This is a genomic window from Roseiflexus castenholzii DSM 13941 (assembly GCF_000017805.1).
Taxonomy (GTDB): Bacteria; Chloroflexota; Chloroflexia; order Chloroflexales; family Roseiflexaceae; genus Roseiflexus; species Roseiflexus castenholzii.
On the sequence record NC_009767.1, the window covers coordinates 1,895,913 to 1,914,648 of the forward strand.

Here is an 18,736-nt window from a genome sequence, read left to right on the forward strand (position 1 = left end):
GTTCGTCTACCCCTTGTGTTGTCGTCCATCGCTCATCTTCCCGCGAACGTCGCCAGGGGCATCTGCAATCTGCTGCCATTGCGCTCGTCTACGTGACCGGCGCCTTTGCTGTACGGATGTTACCCCTGCATTCCCATCGATGCCAGAAAATCCTGTACGACCTCCAGATACCGCTTGAACTGGTCGCGACGAATGCTATGACCGGCGTCAGGGATGTGGGCAACCTGAAGATGTGGAACGAGGTGTTGCAGCGATCGCACATGGTCTGGCTTCACCAGTGCGCCACGCGCAGGATCGCCGGTGATCAGGAGCGTCGGGCAGGTGATGTGTCGCAGCATGGTTTGCCAGTCGACCTCAATTGGCGCACTGCGGTTGATAACATTGAGGCTCAAGCGATGCTTGGCATCCGCCCATGGACCAAGTTCATCGTCTGACCATGCGGGTGTTGCGGCGCGTTGGGCAGCGATCAATTCGTCGCGTGTCTGACGCTTCAACTGAAGAACCCAGGCGCGCATGCCTGCCCAGCGATCGTCGTCGGCGGCGGCGCTCAGCGTATCGCTCTCCCACCATGGCGGCGGATCTTCCAGCAGCAGGGCGCCTGCCAGATCAGGACGGGCGCCTGCCAGCGTCAGCGCCGTGATTGCCCCCATCGAATGCCCCAGGATGGGAAGGTGGGTGAGACCGAGTGCCGTGATCACTCCTGCAAGATCGCTTGCATGCTCGAGGGGACCATAGCCGTTCTCCGGCGCATCGGAGCGACCATGTCCACGCGCATCGATCATGATCACATCGAAGTGTGCCTCCAGTGCCTGTGCGACCGGCGTCCAGCACAATCCATCGTCGGAAAAGCCGTGCATCAGGACGAGAGGAGGCTTTGCGCCTCCGGTGCGTGTGTAGTGAATGGTCAACCCGTTGACTCGAACATCGCCGGTATGCCAGGGATTCATCGTTGCTCTCCGCTTGACGTGCAGGTGGCGACATCGCCGCGATACCGGACGATAATAGTACCACACAGGCTGCGCTTGCATATATGCGAACATGTGTGCTAAAAATGTTTGCCATGACGCACGCAAAATCCTTGACGGTTCGCATGACGCTGCATGCATGGGTTTGCGCGCCGGTGTGGGAAAAAGGTGTGGGATAATGTGGGATAATGTGGGATATGTTTGGACCAGGGCGTGTAAATGCGAGAGCAACCGTATGATATGGCAACTACGCCTTGCTCATCTCTACCCCGATCATATGAACATCTACGGTGACCGCGGCAATGTCATCACGCTCCAGCAGCGATGTCGCTGGCGCGGGATTGCCTGCGAGATCGTTCCTGTGGGTCCTGGCGCCACGGTGGACTGGTCCAGCATCGACATCGCCTTCTTTGGCGGCGGGCAGGATAGCGGGCAGGCGCTGATCGCAGCGGATTTCCTGGAGCGGCAGGGACCGGCGCTGCGCACGGCAATCGATGATGGACTCGTGGTGCTGGCGATCTGTGGCGGGTATCAGTTGCTGGGGCATTACTTTCTGACGCACACCGGACAACGACTGCCCGGCATCAGCGCGCTCGACGTGTACACGGTCGGCGGGAAGGAACGCTTGATTGGCAACGTGGTCGTCGAAACAAACCCCGACGTGTTTCGTCCGGCGTTTCGGCTCGTCGGATTCGAGAATCATTCCGGGCGCACCTTCCTGGGCGCGGGTGTTCGTCCGCTCGGTCGCGCGCTTGTCGGGCGCGGCAACAATGGCGAGGACCGAACCGAAGGCGCCGTGTACCGCAACACGATTGGCTGCTACTTGCACGGCTCGCTGTTGCCGAAGAATCCGCAACTTGCCGATCACCTGATTGTGACGGCGCTTCGGCGCAGGTATGGTGACGCCGTTGCTCTTGCGCCGCTCGATGATGCGCTTGAACTGAAAGCGCAGCGGGTGATGATCGAGCGGATGCTGCGTATGAGGCAGTAAAGGTTCTGTCAGTTGGAAAGCCTCCCACAAGTTCCGAACCTGCGGGAGGCGCTCGTATCAGTCGCCCATGCCATTCCACACCCTTGCACCGCGTATCGCGGGCGCGGTGCGTTGATTATTGTTTCGGACAAGCGCGCCAATCGCATCTTCAAGACTGGCAAACGCGCGAAACGCACGCAGATCGACGCCAAGCATCACGATTGTCTGCGTTACTTCGGCGCGCAGACCGACCAGCCAGGACTCGGCGCCGAGCAATCGCACGGCTGCCGCCGTCTGCAAGAGCGCCTGCGCTGTAGAGGTGTCGAGTAGGGCAATGCCGGTCACATCGAAGATCACCACCTTTGCGCGGCGTTGATCGACGGCATTGAGCGCAACCCTGTTCAAGTCCGCAATGCGGCGCGAGTCGAAAGCGCCAATCAGCGGCAGCACCAATACGCCGGGAAGCACCGGCAGCGCCGGCGCGCTGAGCGCGCGCACGGTTTCCTGAGACGTGCGCAACTCGTTGATCGTCTGCTGGAGCGAAGCGGTGCGTTCCGCCACCTGCTGTTCCAGCGAGGCGCGCAATGCTTCGAGTTCCCGCTCGCGCTCGTGCGCTTGATTGAGCGCCTCGCGCAACGCGCTGCCGAACCGGTCGAGGAACAGGCTGATGACAACCACCACAAGGGTGTATCCCGCGATAAAGGCAATGGGACCGGGATCTGGCGTGGAGATGCTTCCGAACCATTGCGGCAGATAGACTTCCCCCAGTGTGTTCAGCGCTATGCTGACAATCGCGGCGCCGCATGCAATCCAGAGCGCGCGACGCCCAATGACCAATCCTGCCAGCACGATGGGCGCCACCAGACCCGGCAGGGTATACTCGATGTGTTGCTCTCCGTAGGCAGCCATCGCCAGGCTGAGCGTGAGCACCAGGGTGGCAACGATGGTCGCCCCCGCAGCGCGAAAAGCGCCGCGCCGCAACAGCGCCAGTCCGGCCAGCGCGCCGAGCGCACCATGCCGTATAACGTTAGCGAAAATGTCAGACTCGCGGTGGTCAGATTGGAGATTGGGCTGAGTCCCATGCCTGCAAGAGCGCCGCCGACAATGAAGAGGAGCATTCTCTGCAACACAAGCGCCTGACGGCGCGCAAGCGGCGAGTCGTAGGGCAGATGGTCGAGCCATTGCTGAATATTCGCAGGCATCGCGCAATCCTTTTCCAGAATAGAGACTGCTTGCTATCAATGTGTTTGTGTTAAGAGTATATGAACAGAACAATTATTGTGTGGATCAAAACAGAGACAATTTCGCAATGTTTGACGTTCCCATTGCTGCGCGCTACCATGCGGTCGCTGCCACATCATACAGAGGGAGCGAACCATGCCTCAAAAATACGACTACGATGCCATCATCGTTGGCGGCGGGCACAACGGGCTGGCATGTGCCGGGTACCTTCAGCGCGCCGGATTGCGCACCCTGGTGCTCGAACGTCGCCCGATCGTTGGCGGTGCGGTCTGCACCGAAGAGGTGATCCCCGGTTACCGGATCGATGTCGGGTCGTCGGCGCATATTATGATCCACCTGACCCCGGTGATCCGCGATCTTGAACTCGAACGGTATGGTCTCGAATACTGTGACATGGATCCGTATGCGTTCTATCCCATTCCTGACGGCTCTGGCGCAATTGCGCTCTACCGTGATGTCGATAAAACCTGCGAGTCGATCGCGCGTGTGTCGCCGCGCGATGCCGAAGCATACCGCCGCTTTCTCGCGTTCTGGCGTCCGATCAATGAGGCGGTGTTCGAGACGTTTCTCAACCCGCCGACGGTGACCGGGCTGTTCGGCAGCATGATCAAGGCGCAACTGAAAACCGGACGATGGGGCGATACGCTCGAAACGGTGCGTCGCCTGTTCACGTCCTATGGGCAACTGATCGTCGAGCAATTTGAAAGTGAACCGATGCGCGCATTTATGGCATGGCTCGGCGCGCAGTCTGGTCCGCCACCGGACGAAATTGGCTCTGGCGACCATTTTGGCTGGTATGCGATGATGCATCTCAGCGGTGCGAAGCATCCGAAGGGGGGGAGCGGCATGCTCACGCAGGCAATGGCGCGCTCCCTGACGGCATCTGGCGGCGAGGTGCGTCTCGATGCGCCGGTGAAGCGCATTCTGGTGCAGAACGGTCGGGTGCAGGGGGTCGAGTTGCAGCGCGGTGATCGCATCAGCGCGCCGCTGGTGGTATCGAATGCCCATGTGGTCACCACCATGCTCGATCTGGTCGGCGCCGATCATCTGCCGCCGGGGCTGGCGGAGCGGGTGCGGAACATTCGCATCGGCAATGGGTTTGGTATGACGGTGCGCTGTGCTGCCGAAGAACTGCCCGACTATCCGGGTGCGCCATCGGGCGGCAAGCCGCACTGGAGCCACCACGGGTTGCAGATGCTCTGCCCGTCGCTTCAGTACCTGCGCAACGCCTTCGCCGATTATCAACGCGGGTTGCCGTCGCGTGAGCCGGCGGTCATCAGTATGACCTTCTCCGCTATCGATCCAACCGTTGCGCCGAAGGGGAAGCATACGGTCTTTCTCTGGGCGCAGTACTTTCCCTACGAACTTGCCGATGGTCGCCACTGGGACGACATTCGCGAAGAGGTTGCCGACAGCATTCTTGACGTGCTCTACCGCCATGCGCCGAATATGCGCGGCAAGATTATCGACCGTTTCATTCAGTCGCCGCTCGATATTGAGCGACGTCTGGGGCTGTTGCGCGGGAATGTCATGCACGTCGAGATGTCGTTCGATCAGATGTTCTTTTTCCGTCCACTGCCGGAACTGGCGCAGTATCGCACGCCAATCCGCGGTTTGTATCTTACCGGCGCGAGCACCCACCCCGGCGGCGGCGTCTTTGCTGCGAGTGGCTACAATACCGCGCGCACGGTCCTTCGCGATCTCCGGCGCGAACGAATGGTGTGGGCTGGCGCCGCGCTTGCCGCCGGAAGCGTCGGTTGGTGGGCAGCGCGACGGCGGCGCTCGACGGCGCAGGTGTGACCATATGGGCGTCGGTGAACATCAGGCGCAGGTGATGTTCACCCTGAATGGATTTGCCGGGTCCTCTGCTTTGCCCTGTCATGCGTCGGTGGCGCTTCGTTCGTTCAGCGCGCAGACGTGAACGTCTACGCGCTGAACGGCGACCGGTAAGTGTCTGCTCCGCGCTTGCCGCGCGCCTCGCGCTGTTATAGTTGTAGGAGTATCCATGAAGCGCACGAACGTGCGCGAAGCCTTGCCAACCATCTACGCCCTGTGTCCCACGTGCAACCATTGTGCGGATGCGCTCCTCCTTCCAGCGCCCGCTGCCAACTGCGCTCCCTGTGGTCGTCTGCAAAGGGCGCTTCTCCTTCGCGCGCCGCGTGCCTCGTGCTTCTCTTACCGATTGACATTCCCCCATATCCGCATGTATACTCTGACGAAAGGACGTTAGCCTGATTCGTTTCTGATAGACGCGCCTGATCGACGCCTGACCGCGCAAGATTGTCGGCGCTCCTGTCGTCCGATACGATTCGCGCTGCGCCTGTTTGTATCGGTCCTCATCGCCACGTGATGGACATTATCGGATTGTTCGTTCTCGAAAATCAGGCGTGTATGCGCGAGGTGTCGAATGACCGCACCAGATCTCGAACAAACCCGAACGCAGATAGGTTATCACTTGCAGTTCCTGGGGTACGAAGTCAGCAAGGAGGACAGGACCGTCCTGGCGCGCCACCCGACCAAGCCGAATATTATCATTCAGACGTTCAACGAAGGGGTTCTGTTTACCTCGATCTATGGCTGCGGAGACGCCGCATCGCTCGACCGCGCCGGTTTTCTCGAATTCATCAATGCGGCAAACAGTAATGCGACCGTCTCGCGCTACTATGCTGGTTCGAATGAGAATTTCTTTCTGGAAGCCTGGTACTCCGGCGACTACCGGCAGGTCGATTTTGCGCGTTTCGTGAGCCTGTGGGAGATGGATTTCGAGCGTCTCAAACAGGTTCCGGGGATTTCGATGTATCTCCAGTGATCTCTCGATCTCCTGCGCAAAATGCTCCTGATCCCATGTTCGAGCGCAAGGTATGCAGAACGCGCCTGGCGTTCCTGACTTCTCGCTCCTCAATTGTGGCAGGTTTCTCCCGAAAGTTCATCCGGGCAATCTCGGCTTCGGTGCGCACTGCTTCGGTAACAGCGATCTGTTCCTTCAGGCGGCGAGTCTGCCGGGCGAGCGCCGCAGTTATCCCATTGAATGCCTGCCACAAGCGCCTGGTTCTATCGTAACCGGTGATCTGCAAGAGAGGTGGGCTTGGGCGCTTTCCGATCCGGCGTCTCTGAGTAATACCAATGACCTGTGACCATCCGGCATGGTCACCCCGAGCAGCGCGAGGGGTCGTGCGCGACCCGCTCAGATTCCGCGCTGCGTTTACCCTGAGCGAAGCGAAGGGCTCGGAATGACACGCATGCGGCATCGTCAATCGTCATTGGTATAAGGCATTTCGGGGGGCGCGCCGTCCCCGCCTTCCTCCCTGCTCTGTGCTCCACCCCGTGTCTCCGGTCCATCGGACCGCATGGTTGCACACTCTCGTAGAGTGCAGCACATCTTCGATACTGCCAGAGAAATCGGGAAAGGTAGGACTGATTCTCTTTCCAGACACACACTACTGCGCTGCATACTGCTTCGGTGCTACAAGCGACTGATAGAGACGTTCCACCTGCCCGGCAACGATATCGGGGGCGAAGCGACGCGCCGCCAGGCGGCGTGCTCCGGCGCCAAGCGCCTGGCGCTCGACCGGTCGTTCGAGCAGTTCGGTCAGACGACGCGCAAAACCAGGCACTGTTGCCGCGAGTGCGCCGCTTTCTCCATCGAGAATAATGTCCGGTGTGCCGCCGGTGGGCATTGCCAGGATAGGCGCGCCGCAGGCGCATGCTTCGAGCAGCACGCGGCTCAATGGCTCGCCCCACGCCGAGGGGAAGAGCAACAGATCACATCGCGCCATCAAACGTAACACCTCGTCGTGGTCGATCCAGTCGAGAAATCGGGCGCGCATGCCAACGGCGCGCACCGTTTGCTCCAGTTCCGTCCGCAACGGGCCGCTACCCGCGATCACGAGGGTGTAGCGGTGGAGCGCTGCGCCTGTCTGTCGGACAATTTCACCGAGCAGATGCGCTCCTTTATTGCGTTCGAGTTTGCCGACATAGAGGACGAAGCGCTCATCGGGCGCAACCAGGTGCGAGGGAGTGGCGATCACGGCATCAATTGCCGCCAGATCGACAATATTCGGAATAATGTGCAGTCGTTGAGGTTCAACCAGGTCCACCAGGCGTCCGGCGATGTAGCGACTGCCGGCAATCACGGCGTCTGCCTGGCGCAGGACGGCGCGGCGGCGCGCCAGGTGCGCCAGCATATAGGGGATGGCAGGCAGCGCCGCCGCGCCGCGCAAAGGTCCCAGGCGAGCGGGCAGATCGGCTGCCAGCGACGCCCATGTCTGACGGGGATGGGGGATGCGGTCGCCGTGCAACCCGGTTGCAAAATAATCCCAGGGCCAGTGATCGCGCACACTGATGACCACCGGTGCGCCAAGCCGCTGCCCGGCCATCACAGCGGCAGGCGCAACCTGAACGTGTTGGGCATGAATGATCATTGCCGGATGATGTGACGTGTGTGTTGCGCTGGCTTCGACCATCACCCGCGCCAGGCGGGGCCACAACCGCTCGTTGCGCGCGTAGTTGCGCACGAAGGGGATGCGCGGCGCGCGATAACCGAAAGAAACCGTCGGTACGCCGCGCGTTTCGCCGGTGACAAGTCCACGGTCTCCTTCGCGCGGGACAATGGCAGTCACGGTGTGACCGCGCGTGATCAACGCCAGCGCCAGCGCGTGTGCGCTCCAGCCTGCACCGCCGCAGCCGGGGGGGAAAACGTCGGTTGGAAGCAGGATGTGCATGTCTGGAGAACCGAGAACTGAGAACTGAGAACCAGGTGAGGGATCGGGAGTCAGGGGTTAGATTCCTGACCTGTCACACAGTCACACAGTCTCGCCTGCAACGTTCAACCTTCCCTTCTGCAACCTGCACCCCTCTGACCTGTGCCTTGCCTCTTGTCTTGCTTCACCGGCCCGCCTATCACCTGCAACCTGCCTGTGTGCAACCTTCAACGTTATACGATGTGCGACGGGCAACGCTCTTCCACAATCTCTCTCATAACACGTTCCAGTTGCTCGCAGTGCCGCGCCCACGAGAAGTGCATCATGACGCGCTCGCGCCCGCGGGCGCCCATTGCGCGCGCTTCGTCGGGGTGGTCGAGCAGGTAGGCAATTGCTGCCGCCAGTGCACCGGTATCACCTTCGGGATAGAGCAACCCCTCGATGCCGTGGCGCACGATCTGGTTGAGCGGTGGAAGGTTGATCGTCACAACCGGGAGCGCCGCAGCCATATACTCGAACACTTTCAACGGCGACCAGAAGAATCCAGCAGCGCGGAGCGCAGGATGGGCTGCCGTGTTGAATGGCGCAACCGCAACCGACGCCTGCGCCAGCAGCGAAGGGACGTCATCGTATGGTACAGCGCCGGTAAAAGTGAACTGTTCGCCCCAGTGCGCCGACAATCGTTCTGCGATAGCGCGTTGCGGACCATCGCCAATAAACAGGAAACGACATACGCGCCCTTGCTCCACGAGCAGTCCGCCGGCGCGCACCGCATCGAGCACGCCGTGCCAGGCGCGGAATGAGCCGAGAAACACGACGGTTGGCTGCATCGGCGCAGTACTGGCGGCTCGTCGGTCAAGAGAGAAATGTTCCACATTGGCGCCCCATGGCAACTCAACAATCCTGGTGCGCGGAATGTCGGGCGGAACGGTTGTGTGCAATGGCGTCACAATCCGATCTGCGAAGCGGCACTGCGCCACTGCCCAGCGGCGCATGGGACCGCCGAGCATATCATCGAGGCGTCGTTTCAGCACTGTCGGCGGATCGACGATCAGCGCGTTGACTTCGAGGATCGAAGGGATGCCCAGGCGTCGAGCGGCAAGGATGCCTGCTCCGGCGAAATTATAGTACCGCTCCATAATGACATCAGGTTTCAGGGATCGCGCTAATCGCATGATCACCGGAGCGGCGAGAAGGCTCAGAGTCTTGGGAATATCGACGTGGTGCAGACGCCCATAATCGAGACGAGACGACACCGGGCGCGCCAGCGATGCAATCTCGAACACGCCGGGTTGAGATGCAGCGACGATATCGACCACGTGCCCGCGCCGCGCAAGCCCGCGCGCGACTTCAAACGTATGGATTGAGCCGCCAAGCGTGCCGGGAACAGGAATGCCGCTTGCGATGTAGAGAATCTTCACAGGCGCTCATAGCGTTCGAGATCGAGGGTGATCGAGAGCGTTCCAGGCGCTGCACGCCGTACCAGATCCAGTGCGCGATCGACAGCGGCGTCTTCCACGCCAACCAGCAGCGTCGTTCTCCCTTTGCGAAGAAATCCGCCGGTCGATGCCAGCCGGGTTACGCGAAACCCCTGCTCGACCAGCGCATCGACTGTCGCATCCGCGACACTATCATCGGTCACGAAGATCAGCAACTTCATGGGCGCTCCTTGGGCTGCATACCAGCATAGCGAGCATTATACCAGATCGATTCGCCTCTGCATCACTGTGGCAAAATGCACAAATATTTGACAATCACGGTGCTCATTGTTATACTCCTGAGTCGTTTTTGAGCGAGCGTCGAAAAGGCTCGCGCATTTGTTATGGTCTGCCACTCCGCCAAAGGCGGCGCATAGTGGTTAGTCGCTTGAGCAACCCCTTTCATCAGGAGGATCGCTTGAATACCTTCGATGACATGAAAAAGCGCATTGCGCTGGTGTTTCCGGGGCAAGGTTCGCAATACGTCGGCATGGGCAAGGAGTTGTGCGAGGCGTCGCCAGCTGCGCGTCGGGTCTTTGAGAAGGCGGATCAGGTGCTTGGCTTCGAACTCTCCAGGCTGTGCTTCGAAGGTCCGCAGGAGGAACTCGACGATACAATCAATGCGCAGCCCGCGATTCTGACGGTGAGTGTTGCATGCCTCGAAGCGCTCAAGGAGCGTTTTGGTCCCTTCGGGTATCTGGGCGCGCCCTCCCTTGTCGCTGGTCATAGCCTGGGTGAGTTTACCGCGCTGGTCGCGGCTGGGGTGCTCGATTTCGAGGATGCGCTCAAACTGGTGCGCGAACGCGGGCGATTGATGAAGGAGAGCGGTGAGCAGCGCCCCGGCGGAATGGCAGCGGTCGTTGGTCTCGATGACAAGACCTTGGAAGAAGTCGTGGAAGAGGCGCAGGCGGAAGGGGTTGTCTCGGTCGCGAATGCAAACTCTCCGGGGCAGACGGTGATCTCCGGCGAACATCGCGCATTGCAGCGCGCGATGGAACTGGCAAAAGCACGCGGCGCAAAACTGGTGCAGCGTTTGCAGGTGAGCATTGCAGCGCATTCGCCGCTGATGCAGAGCGCCTCAACGCGGTTCGATGAATTGTTGGATCGGTTCCAATTGCGCCCGCCTCAGGTGCCGTTGATTGCCAACATCAGCGGGCGCGCGCTGACGACGGTCGAAGAACTGCGGAACGAACTCTCGCAGCAGTTGACGCGCCCGGTGCAGTGGACGCGCTCGGTGCAGGAGATGGTATCCCACGGTGTTGATACCATTGTTGAGGTCGGTCCGCGCCAGGTGTTGTCGGGATTGATCAAGCGCATCACGCCGCATGCCAAACCGGTGCCGCTGACCGATGCCGAGGTGGCGCGCCTGGTCGCGCAGGCGGAAAGTGAAAAAGAAGGCTCTGGCATCTGATATGAGCTGCTCCAAAAACTACGCGCCCGTTATACTAATGACGATTGAAGATGCCGCATGCGTGTCATTCCGAGCCCTTCGCTTCGCTCAGGGTAAACGCAGCGCGGAATCTGAGCGGGTCGCGCACGACCCCTCGCGCTGCCCAGGGTGACCATGCCGGATATTCACAGGTCATTGCATGGCGCATAGATGACGCCTGGTGCGAATGGCAGCGCTTCGAACGCGATCTTCTTTCGGGCAGTCGGCACGTGATTGCTTCGTTTGTGCTGGTAGACGATTATTCGCTGTTCGGATCGGATAGGCGCGAAGGTTGATGGAATATTGTCCCCATGTTGTGTTGGGTGACGAAACGCACCGGTGGGACAGGAAAGGCTCTCTGCTATGAGCGTCGGGCAGCGTGTGGTGATTACCGGTCTGGGCGCCGTGACGCCATGTGGGAACACGGTCCCGTTGTTGTGGGAAGCACTTCTTGCCGGTCGTAGCGGAATCGGTCCGATCACTCGCTTCGATGCCTCTGGTTTTGTCATTCGGATTGCCGGCGAGGTGCGCGGTTTTGCGCTCGATCCCGCTGTTGATGCGCGTGAAGCGCGCCGAATGCCGTTGTATGTGCGGTATGCGCTCAATGCTGTTCTCGAGGCAGTGCGCGACGCGCGTCTCGATATGGCGCGCGAAGACCCGGAACAGGTGGGAGTGGTCTTTGGCAGCGGCGCTGGCGGACTTGATCTGATCTTCGATAACCACGACGTTCTGCGCGAACGTGGTCCCCGGCGGGTCTCTCCAACCCTGATCGCCAATATGATTCCGGACTCGGCCAGCGGCTATATTGCGATCCAGTTGGGTGCGCAGGGTCCGAACATGGCGGTTGTGGCAGCGTGCTCTACCGGCGGGCACAATGTCGGTGAAGCGTATGAACTGATCCGCCGGGGTGATGCCGCTGTGGTGATCGCCGGCGGGAGTGAGGCGCCGATCCATCCAACGATTGTGGCGTCGTTCTCGAATATGCGTGGACTGGCGGAAGATAACCTCAACCCCGAACGCGCTTGTAAGCCGTTCGACGCTCGTCGCGACGGGTTTATTCTTTCGGAGGGTGCGGGAGCGCTGGTGCTGGAAAGCCTCGATCATGCGCTGGCGCGCGGCGCGCCGATTGTGGCGGAGATTGTCGGTTATGGCAATAGTTGCGATGCGGGCGATATGATCGCTGCCGATGATCAGGGGCGTGGCGCGGCGCGCGCGATGGCGACGGCGTTGCGCAAATCCGGTCTGCCGCCGGAGGCGGTGGACTATATTAATGCCCACGGCACCGGCACGCCGCTCAACGATCTTGCCGAAACGCGCGCGATCAAGGCGGTGTTCGGCGATCATGCGTATCGCGTGGCGATCAGTTCCACCAAATCGATGCTGGGCCATATGATGGGCGCGGCCGGCGCCGTCGAGGCGTTGATCTGTGCGCTTGTCATCCGCGATGGGCGCATCCCGCCAACGATCAACCTCGACGAGCCGGACCCCGACTGTGACCTGGATTATGTGCCGAATACCGCGCGCACGGCTGAGGTGCGCGCGGCGCTGTCGAACTCGATCGGGTTGGGCGGGCACAACTCAGCATTGATCATGCGGCGATTCGAAGGATGACTTAAAGGCGGTAACCACAAAGGGCACAAAGGGACACAAAGGACATGCGCTTCATTTTCTTCCCCTTCGTGCGCTTCGTGTCCTTGGTGGTTCAGCCTTCCATGACTTCCACAAAGGGCGCCAAGGGACACAAAGGACATGCGCTTCATGGTTCTTCCCCTTCGTGCGCTTCGGGTCCTTGGTGGTGAAGCCTTCCATGACTTCCACAAAGGGCGCCAAGGGACACAAAGGACATGCGCTTCATGGTTCTTCCCCTTCGTGCGCTTCGGGTCCTTGGTGGTGAAGCCTTCCATGACTTCCACAAAGGGCGCCAAGGGACACAAAGGACATGCGCTTCATGGTTCTTCCCCTTCGTGCGCTTCGGGTCCTTGGTGGTGAAGCCTTTGTGCAGTGGACTCATAGCATGGACCGCATCGGTTCCATATTAACCACGAAACCACGAAGGGCGCCAGGGGACACAAAGGACATGTGCTTCATGGTTCTTCCCCTTCGTGCGCTTCGGGTCCTTGGTGGTGAAGCCTTTGTGCAGTGGACTCATAGCATGGACCGCATCGGTTCCATATTAACCACGAAACCACGAAGGGCGCCAGGGGACACAAAGGACATGCGCTTCATGGTTCTTCCCCTTCGTGCGCTTCGTGTCCTTGGTGGTGAAGCCTTTTTGCAGTGGACTCAAGGATAAATTGCCCGCTTTCATCCATTTCCTATCTTCAGGTTGTGTTCCGGGCACCAGCCATCGTATCCTCCAACGCTCACGAAGCGCCAGCGCGTGCCCTCTGCGTCGACCGGATCACGCTCGAGTAACGTTACTTCCAGCCCTTCACTGAGCGGGATCGGTTGGGTTGGCGCGCGAAAACTCGGTGTTGTGCGCAGCCATCCCGGCGCGCCGGGCGGCAGGTTGATGATCCGCGCTTTCTGGGGCGTTGGGGTGTTGGTGGGCGGCGGTGCAATTGTTGCTGAAAACGTCGTTGGCGGCGCTCCGGCAATCGAAGGAGTCGAGGGCGTCAGTTGTTGTAGTCCGACAACAGCCAGCGTGATCAGCAGGAGTACGGCAATGGCCGCCAGCGCCACCCGAAACGAACCACTTTCCGGGATCGGTGCGGTGCGGCGCGCCTTCCGCTCCTCGGCGCGCGCGCGCAACCCGGATGCCGTCGTCGCCGATGGTCGTGCAGCAGCGGTTGCCGTCGGACCGGTCGCCGCGCGATGGGCGCCGGTTGGCACGCGATGGGCGGCAGTGTCGCGTGTGGCGGCAGACGACGTCAGACCACAGAGTCCGGCGACAAATTCGCCGTAGGCGGCAACGCTGCGCGCACTGCCGGCAAAGCCTTCACCGTGTGCGAAGCCGGTGCGTACCCGGTTGATCTCGAGAACGCGATCACGTTGCTTTTCGGTGAGCAGTCCGGCGCGTTGCGCCAACGTTGCGCGCATGGGCCAGGTCATGGTTCCTTCGTCGATTGCCTGCCGCTCCACGTCGCTCAACAGTGGACTGCGGCGCAATTCGGCGTCCAGATAGTCCGATAGGGCGCTGTGAAACGCCAGCAGCGCTGCGCCAAGCAGATCGCTGTCCTCGCCTGCGCGCCGCATGAGGTCAAAGCCACGTTGCACTTTTTCTTCGATACGTGTCACTGCGCTCCTCCTGCTGCCTGCAACCGCTTCAGGGGCGTGCCGGTGGCGCGCCCCGACGATGACGGCGTGGGCGACCGGTACTTTTGTCTTTCTAAACTATAGCACACATGTTCTTTGGGGGCAATATTATGACCGTCGAATAACCTCAGCCCCCCCCATATACGGACGCAGAACGTCAGGAATGATGATGCTGCCATCAGCCTGCTGGTAGTTCTCCATAATGGCTATCAGCGTGCGCGGCAGCCCCAACCCTGAGCCGTTCAGGGTATGGACATACTCTGGACGCGCCCCCGGCGCTGAACGGTAGCGAATGTTCGCTGCCCGCGCCTGAAAGGCTTCGACATTCGAGCAGGAGCTGACTTCGAGCCATTCGCCCTGCCCCGGCGCCCACACCTCGATATCGTAGGTGCGCGTGGCGGCAAATCCGAGGTCGCCGGTGCAGAGTTCTTTGGTGCGGAAGGTCAATCCCAGCAGACGACAGGTTGCTTCGGCGTCGGCGCGTAGTTTCTCGAGTTCGTCGTAGCTTGTGTCGGGGTGGACAAACATGTACATCTCGACTTTGTCGAATTGGTGCCCGCGCTTGATGCCGCGCACATCGCGCCCGGCGCTCATCTTTTCGCGGCGGAAGCAGGGGGTGTAGGCGCAATAGCGGAGCGGCAACTGATCCGCCTCGAGAATCTCGTCGCGGTGGAGATTGGTGACCGGCACCTCGGCGGTCGGCACCAGCCACAGGTCGTCCTCCACGTCGCGGTAGAGGTTGTCACGGAACTTGGGCAACTGGCGCGCGCCCCACATGCATTGCTCTTTTACCACGAACGGTGTATAGACCTCGTGGTATCCCTGTTGGATGTGAAGATCGAGCATCCATTGGATCAGGGCGCGTTGCAGGCGCGCTCCCAGCCCTTTGAGGACGTAGAAGCGTGAGCCGGAGAGTTTGACGCCCCGCTCGAAATCGATGATGTCGAGCGCTTCGCCGAGTTCCCAGTGTGGCTTTGGCGCAAAATCGAAGGCGCGCGGTTCACCTTCCTGCGCAATCACCACGTTGTAGGTCTCGTCCGGTCCGTCGGGAACTGCGGGATGCGGCAGGTTGCGCAGTTCCATTAGCGCAGCGTACTGCCGCTCTTCCACCGCAGCGAGTTCGCGGTCCAGCGCGGCGATGCGGTCGCCGACGGCGCGCATTTCGGCGATTTTCGTGTCGCGTTCGCCCGCGTCGCTCATCTTGCCGATCTCTTTTGAGACCGCATTGCGCAAGGCTTTCAGTTTCTCCACTTCGCGCAGCAGCGCGCGACGTTGTTCGTCGTATGCCAGCACAGCGTCAACCTGTGCTGGATCGACGCCTGCCCGCCCAAGCGCCGCTTTGACCATGTCGGGTTGCTCACGTATCAGGCGAATGTCCAGCATCGGCAATTCCTTTCAGAGCAGCACATAGCTCCACGAGACCATCTTGCCGTTTTTGTAAGGCGCGACGCCGAAGAAAGTCCGGTTGTCGCGCGCAAAGACCATATCGATCCAGAGGCGGTCGCTATCCCACAGGTTGAGGTCGTGTAGTCGCGCCACCGGCACCCATTCCAGGTCGCCCTCCGGGTTGCTGGTGAATGGCGTGCCGCTCCAGCGGTCGATGCGAAAGACGAAGGCAAACCAGTCCTCTTCATTTTTGCCGAAGCCGGGCCAGTTGAGCGTGCCGCGTAGCACCATCGCCTCTACCTCGATGCCGGCTTCTTCGCGGATCTCGCGTTTCATGCCGCTCACCACATCTTCGTGCGAGTCGAGTTTGCCTCCCAGACCATTGTACTTGCCGTAGTGCACATCATCAGGGCGCGCGTTGCGGTGGACCATCAGCACCGATTCGCCGTCAGGCGACATCACATAGCCGAGTGTGGCCAGAATAGGTGTGTATGCAGGCATAGTCGCTCCGTCTGGACTCCTAAATAAGCGCTACCACAATGCCGAGATGCCCGCAGCGCCGGACAGATATTCGTCGATCCGCCGGCGCGATCCGGGGTCAACGCCATTGGGCAAATCATAAAACGGAAAAAAACGTGCTTCGGCGATTTCAATCGAGTGGGGCGGTCCTGGTTCACCTTGTGCACTGAAGACAAAGACGACAATATAATTGACATAATTGAAATTGAAAGCGTCATAGACCCCGAGCACGCGCTGAGTCTCCGCCGTTACGCCGGATTCCTCGTAGATCTCGCGGCGCGCAGCTTCTTCGAGCCGTTCGTGGGGATCGACGGCGCCGCCGGGCAATCCCCACGGGGTTGCGCCGCTGCGATGACGCACCAGCAACACCTGATCGTCGCGCACTGCCAGAGCGCGCACGCCAAGGAGCGATGGACGGGTAAGGCGCCAGAGTGCGCCGCGCGTGGCATGCGCCATGCGATAGATCAGCGCCAGTGCGCTATCGATGATCTGATTCATATGCTCATTCTGCGCAGAACGCGATGATATTCGTCTCATAACGTCAATCGAGTTGCTGAATCCGAGGGTTCAATGGCTGTGCGCGTCGCTCCGATGCCGTTCCGTCGCCGGTGTGTATATCTGGCGGACGTACCGCCTGCCGAATCTCCCGTTCCGTCGCTCACATCAATAAAAAACTCCACGTCCGCGAAGGACGAGGAGCGTGTTCCCCGTGGTGCCACCTTCATTCGCCGCGTCAGATAGACGCGACCTCGATTGCAGTGCGCGCTAACGGGCGCAGCCGGCGCCGGTTCGAGAGGGGCAGGAATGCCACACCTTTCCCGCGCGACTCAGGAGGGGATTCGGTCGTTCACCAGGCAACCGCCTCGCACCATCCGGCGGCTCTCTGTGTGCCGATGAGCGCCTACGTCGTCTCCGTCACCGTCATTGGCGAACATTATATCAGCGTTCCAGAAGGCGTGCAATGCCGACGCGGAAACATCACTAATACGCGACAGCACATCCGTCCTTGCGCGGATCGGAACCGGCGTGGCGCACGCCGGCATCATCGACGACGATAATCTGTCCGCCGCCGAAGCCGAACATGCCCTGGCGATCCACGACGTGATGACCGCGCGCCGTAAGCGCCGCTGCGATTGCCGGATCGTGCTCTAGCGCCACGGCATCCTGGCTGAGGTAGGGATCGATCAACTCAAAACGCGGTGCATCAAGCGCTTCCTGCGGGTTCATGCCGAAGTCGATCATGTTCACCAGCATCTGCACGTGACCCTGCGGCTGCATGAACCCACCCATCACGCCAAAACTTGCCCACAATCGGTCGCCGCGGGTGACCATGCATGGAATGATGGTGTGGTACGGACGTTTGCCCGGCGCCACGCAGTTTGGGTGGTTGGGATCGAGCACAAAACCGGCGCCGCGATTCTGCAGGCAGATGCCGGTATCGCCCGCAACCACACCCGAACCAAACCCCATGTAGAGGCTGTTGATGAAGGAGACTGCATTGCCATCGGCATCGACTGCGGTGATGTACACCGTATCGTGGCCGCCGGGGAGTGCGCCGACGTGCACCGAAGGCATGGCGCGCTGCGGATCGATCTGTGCGCGCCGCGCGCTTGCGTGTGCCGCAGAGAGGAGCCGATTGGTCGGCACGTGAACGTGCGCCGGATCGGCGACGTATGCGGCGGCATCGGCGAATGCCAGTCGTAACGCTTCAATCTGAAGATGAAGCGCCTCTGGCGAAGCAGGAGGCAGCGCTGCCATATCGAATCCTTCGAGGATGTTCAACGCTATCAACGCCGTGACCCCCTGCCCGTTCGGCGGGCACTCATAGACGGTGTAGCCGCGATAGGTGACGCTGATCGGCGTTTCCCAGGTCGAACGGTGCGCCGCCAGGTCTTCGAGGGTCAGCGCGCCGCCGTCGCGTGCGCTGGTTGCCGCAATCGCCGCTGCAATCGCGCCACGATAGAATGCGTCTCGTCCACCTTCAGCGATCAGGCGCAGCGAGCGCGCCAGTCCTGGCTGGCGGAACAGTTCACCGGCGCGCGGAGCGCGCCCCTGTGGCAGATAGGTGCGCGCCGTATCGGGATGCGCTGCGAGTTTGGGTTCTGCCAGTTTCCATCCACGCGCAATAATCTCGCTGACGGGGAAACCATTCTCCGCATAGTCGATGGCCGGCGCGAGCACCTGCGAGAGCGGCAGGCGACCGTATGCCGCCAGCAGTTCGATCCACGCATCCACCGCGCCGGGGACCGTGACGGGTAGCATGCCCGTCAGCGGAATGCCGGTCAGTCCTCGCGCGGTAAAGGTTTCCCGTGATAGTGCGGCCGGCGCGCGTCCGCTACCATTCAATGCGTGAACAGTGCGCGATTGCGCATCATATATGAGCGCAAACGCATCACCGCCAATGCCGGTGCTCATCGGTTCGACCACATTGAGCGCGGCGGCGGCGGCAACCACGGCATCAGCAGCGCTTCCGCCAGCAAGGAGCATGCGGAGCCCTGCCTGAGCCGCCAGTGGTTGACTGGTGGCAACGACGCCGCGATGGGTCATGACAACGGAACGTCGTGAACGGAAACGCTCACCGGTCAGGGAAGGGCGATTGGTGTGAGACATACGTGGTGCTCCCTCGAAGGATGACAAAATCGAAACTTGACAACCGATTTCTAACCTCTGCTATAATAGCCCGTAGACTCCCAAACAACAAGTCGCGCTCTTGTTTCAACCCATCGGTTCCGCCCCGTCAGTACCAGAGGAGGGTGTGGAGTGAGTCGTACTGGGGTTCGCATCGTCAGATC

At 60.7% G+C, this 18,736-nt stretch carries 16 protein-coding genes; 6 read left to right on the forward strand and 10 right to left on the reverse strand.

Annotated elements, in window-relative coordinates:
• Nucleotides 1-119 precede the first annotated feature (119 nt).
• On the reverse strand, nt 120-947 hold the full coding sequence (locus RCAS_RS07585) for an alpha/beta fold hydrolase (protein WP_012120005.1): 828 nt from the start codon (nt 945-947) through the stop codon (nt 120-122).
• Between the two features lie 253 nt (nt 948-1,200).
• Here RCAS_RS07585 and RCAS_RS07590 point away from each other — a divergent pair, with 253 nt between their 5' ends.
• A complete protein-coding gene (locus RCAS_RS07590) occupies nt 1,201-1,956 on the forward strand; it encodes a type 1 glutamine amidotransferase (protein WP_041330394.1) in 756 nt (251 codons plus the stop codon).
• Nucleotides 1,957-2,013: 57 nt separating this feature from the next.
• On the opposite strand, the gene RCAS_RS23260 is transcribed toward RCAS_RS07590, so the two are convergent.
• Nucleotides 2,014-2,916 carry an STAS domain-containing protein gene (locus RCAS_RS23260; protein WP_198136018.1) on the reverse strand — a complete coding sequence of 301 codons (903 nt, stop codon included), beginning with the start codon at nt 2,914-2,916 and terminating at the stop codon, nt 2,014-2,016.
• Nucleotides 2,917-3,312: 396 nt separating this feature from the next.
• Here RCAS_RS23260 and RCAS_RS07600 point away from each other — a divergent pair, with 396 nt between their 5' ends.
• The 3 genes from RCAS_RS07600 to RCAS_RS07610 all read left to right on the forward strand — a co-directional run bounded on the left by RCAS_RS07600 (nt 3,313) and on the right by RCAS_RS07610 (nt 6,311).
• Nucleotides 3,313-4,977, forward strand: coding sequence for a phytoene desaturase family protein (locus RCAS_RS07600; RefSeq protein WP_012120008.1), 1,665 nt, complete (start codon nt 3,313-3,315; stop codon nt 4,975-4,977).
• Nucleotides 4,978-5,584: 607 nt separating this feature from the next.
• Nucleotides 5,585-5,986 carry a hypothetical protein gene (locus tag RCAS_RS07605; protein ID WP_012120009.1) on the forward strand — a complete coding sequence of 134 codons (402 nt, stop codon included), beginning with the start codon at nt 5,585-5,587 and terminating at the stop codon, nt 5,984-5,986.
• 52 nt (nt 5,987-6,038) lie between these two features.
• The gene (locus tag RCAS_RS07610; protein WP_041330396.1) at nt 6,039-6,311 is read left to right on the forward strand and encodes a hypothetical protein; all 273 of its coding nucleotides are present in this window, start codon (nt 6,039-6,041) and stop codon (nt 6,309-6,311) included.
• Between the two features lie 303 nt (nt 6,312-6,614).
• On the opposite strand, the gene RCAS_RS07615 is transcribed toward RCAS_RS07610, so the two are convergent.
• The 3 genes from RCAS_RS07615 to RCAS_RS07625 all read right to left on the reverse strand — a co-directional run bounded on the left by RCAS_RS07615 (nt 6,615) and on the right by RCAS_RS07625 (nt 9,537).
• Complete coding sequence (locus RCAS_RS07615; RefSeq protein ID WP_012120010.1) at nt 6,615-7,898, reverse strand: glycosyltransferase family 4 protein; 1,284 nt, start codon at nt 7,896-7,898, stop codon at nt 6,615-6,617.
• 212 nt (nt 7,899-8,110) lie between these two features.
• Entirely contained in the window at nt 8,111-9,298 is a 1,188-nt protein-coding gene (locus RCAS_RS07620; protein WP_012120011.1) for a glycosyltransferase family 4 protein, read from the reverse strand.
• On the reverse strand, nt 9,295-9,537 hold the full coding sequence (locus tag RCAS_RS07625; protein WP_012120012.1) for a cyclic-di-AMP receptor: 243 nt from the start codon (nt 9,535-9,537) through the stop codon (nt 9,295-9,297). Before RCAS_RS07625 ends, RCAS_RS07620 begins: the two co-directional genes overlap by 4 nt.
• A gap of 236 nt (nt 9,538-9,773) precedes the next feature.
• Here RCAS_RS07625 and fabD point away from each other — a divergent pair, with 236 nt between their 5' ends.
• Nucleotides 9,774-10,766 carry an ACP S-malonyltransferase gene (gene fabD / locus RCAS_RS07630; RefSeq protein ID WP_232280201.1) on the forward strand — a complete coding sequence of 331 codons (993 nt, stop codon included), beginning with the start codon at nt 9,774-9,776 and terminating at the stop codon, nt 10,764-10,766.
• 381 nt (nt 10,767-11,147) lie between these two features.
• On the forward strand, nt 11,148-12,395 hold the full coding sequence (fabF, locus tag RCAS_RS07640) for a beta-ketoacyl-ACP synthase II (RefSeq protein ID WP_041330400.1): 1,248 nt from the start codon (nt 11,148-11,150) through the stop codon (nt 12,393-12,395).
• Between the two features lie 693 nt (nt 12,396-13,088).
• Here fabF and RCAS_RS07650 read toward each other — a convergent pair.
• The 5 genes from RCAS_RS07650 to ggt form a co-directional block, all read right to left on the reverse strand.
• Nucleotides 13,089-14,021, reverse strand: a complete 933-nt coding sequence (locus RCAS_RS07650) for an SH3 domain-containing protein (protein ID WP_012120015.1) — start codon at nt 14,019-14,021, stop codon at nt 13,089-13,091.
• A 126-nt stretch (nt 14,022-14,147) separates the two neighbouring features.
• Nucleotides 14,148-15,422 (reverse strand): serine--tRNA ligase, encoded by a 1,275-nt coding sequence (serS, locus tag RCAS_RS07655; RefSeq protein ID WP_012120016.1) that lies wholly within the window; start codon nt 15,420-15,422, stop codon nt 14,148-14,150.
• A gap of 12 nt (nt 15,423-15,434) precedes the next feature.
• Nucleotides 15,435-15,926, reverse strand: a complete 492-nt coding sequence (locus RCAS_RS07660) for an NUDIX hydrolase (RefSeq protein WP_012120017.1) — start codon at nt 15,924-15,926, stop codon at nt 15,435-15,437.
• A 30-nt stretch (nt 15,927-15,956) separates the two neighbouring features.
• Nucleotides 15,957-16,442, reverse strand: a complete 486-nt coding sequence (locus tag RCAS_RS07665) for an NUDIX domain-containing protein (protein ID WP_232280202.1) — start codon at nt 16,440-16,442, stop codon at nt 15,957-15,959.
• A 483-nt stretch (nt 16,443-16,925) separates the two neighbouring features.
• On the reverse strand, nt 16,926-18,554 hold the full coding sequence (ggt, locus tag RCAS_RS07670; RefSeq protein ID WP_012120019.1) for a gamma-glutamyltransferase: 1,629 nt from the start codon (nt 18,552-18,554) through the stop codon (nt 16,926-16,928).
• Nucleotides 18,555-18,736: the final 182 nt, after the last annotated feature.

What these genes read in the sequence shown, in the direction of transcription:
- RCAS_RS07585 (WP_012120005.1), bottom strand. Translation starts at nt 947, where the DNA reads ATGAATCCCTGGCATACCGGCGATGTTCGAGTCAACGGGTTGACCATT.
- RCAS_RS07590 (WP_041330394.1), top strand. Translation starts at nt 1,201, where the DNA reads ATGATATGGCAACTACGCCTTGCTCATCTCTACCCCGATCATATGAAC.
- RCAS_RS07600 (WP_012120008.1), top strand. Translation starts at nt 3,313, where the DNA reads ATGCCTCAAAAATACGACTACGATGCCATCATCGTTGGCGGCGGGCAC.
- RCAS_RS07605 (WP_012120009.1), top strand. Translation starts at nt 5,585, where the DNA reads ATGACCGCACCAGATCTCGAACAAACCCGAACGCAGATAGGTTATCAC.
- RCAS_RS07610 (WP_041330396.1), top strand. Translation starts at nt 6,039, where the DNA reads ATGCAGAACGCGCCTGGCGTTCCTGACTTCTCGCTCCTCAATTGTGGC.
- RCAS_RS07615 (WP_012120010.1), bottom strand. Translation starts at nt 7,898, where the DNA reads ATGCACATCCTGCTTCCAACCGACGTTTTCCCCCCCGGCTGCGGCGGT.
- RCAS_RS07625 (WP_012120012.1), bottom strand. Translation starts at nt 9,537, where the DNA reads ATGAAGTTGCTGATCTTCGTGACCGATGATAGTGTCGCGGATGCGACA.
- fabF (WP_041330400.1), top strand. Translation starts at nt 11,148, where the DNA reads ATGAGCGTCGGGCAGCGTGTGGTGATTACCGGTCTGGGCGCCGTGACG.
- serS (WP_012120016.1), bottom strand. Translation starts at nt 15,422, where the DNA reads ATGCTGGACATTCGCCTGATACGTGAGCAACCCGACATGGTCAAAGCG.
- RCAS_RS07660 (WP_012120017.1), bottom strand. Translation starts at nt 15,926, where the DNA reads ATGCCTGCATACACACCTATTCTGGCCACACTCGGCTATGTGATGTCG.
- RCAS_RS07665 (WP_232280202.1), bottom strand. Translation starts at nt 16,442, where the DNA reads ATGAATCAGATCATCGATAGCGCACTGGCGCTGATCTATCGCATGGCG.
- ggt (WP_012120019.1), bottom strand. Translation starts at nt 18,554, where the DNA reads ATGTCTCACACCAATCGCCCTTCCCTGACCGGTGAGCGTTTCCGTTCA.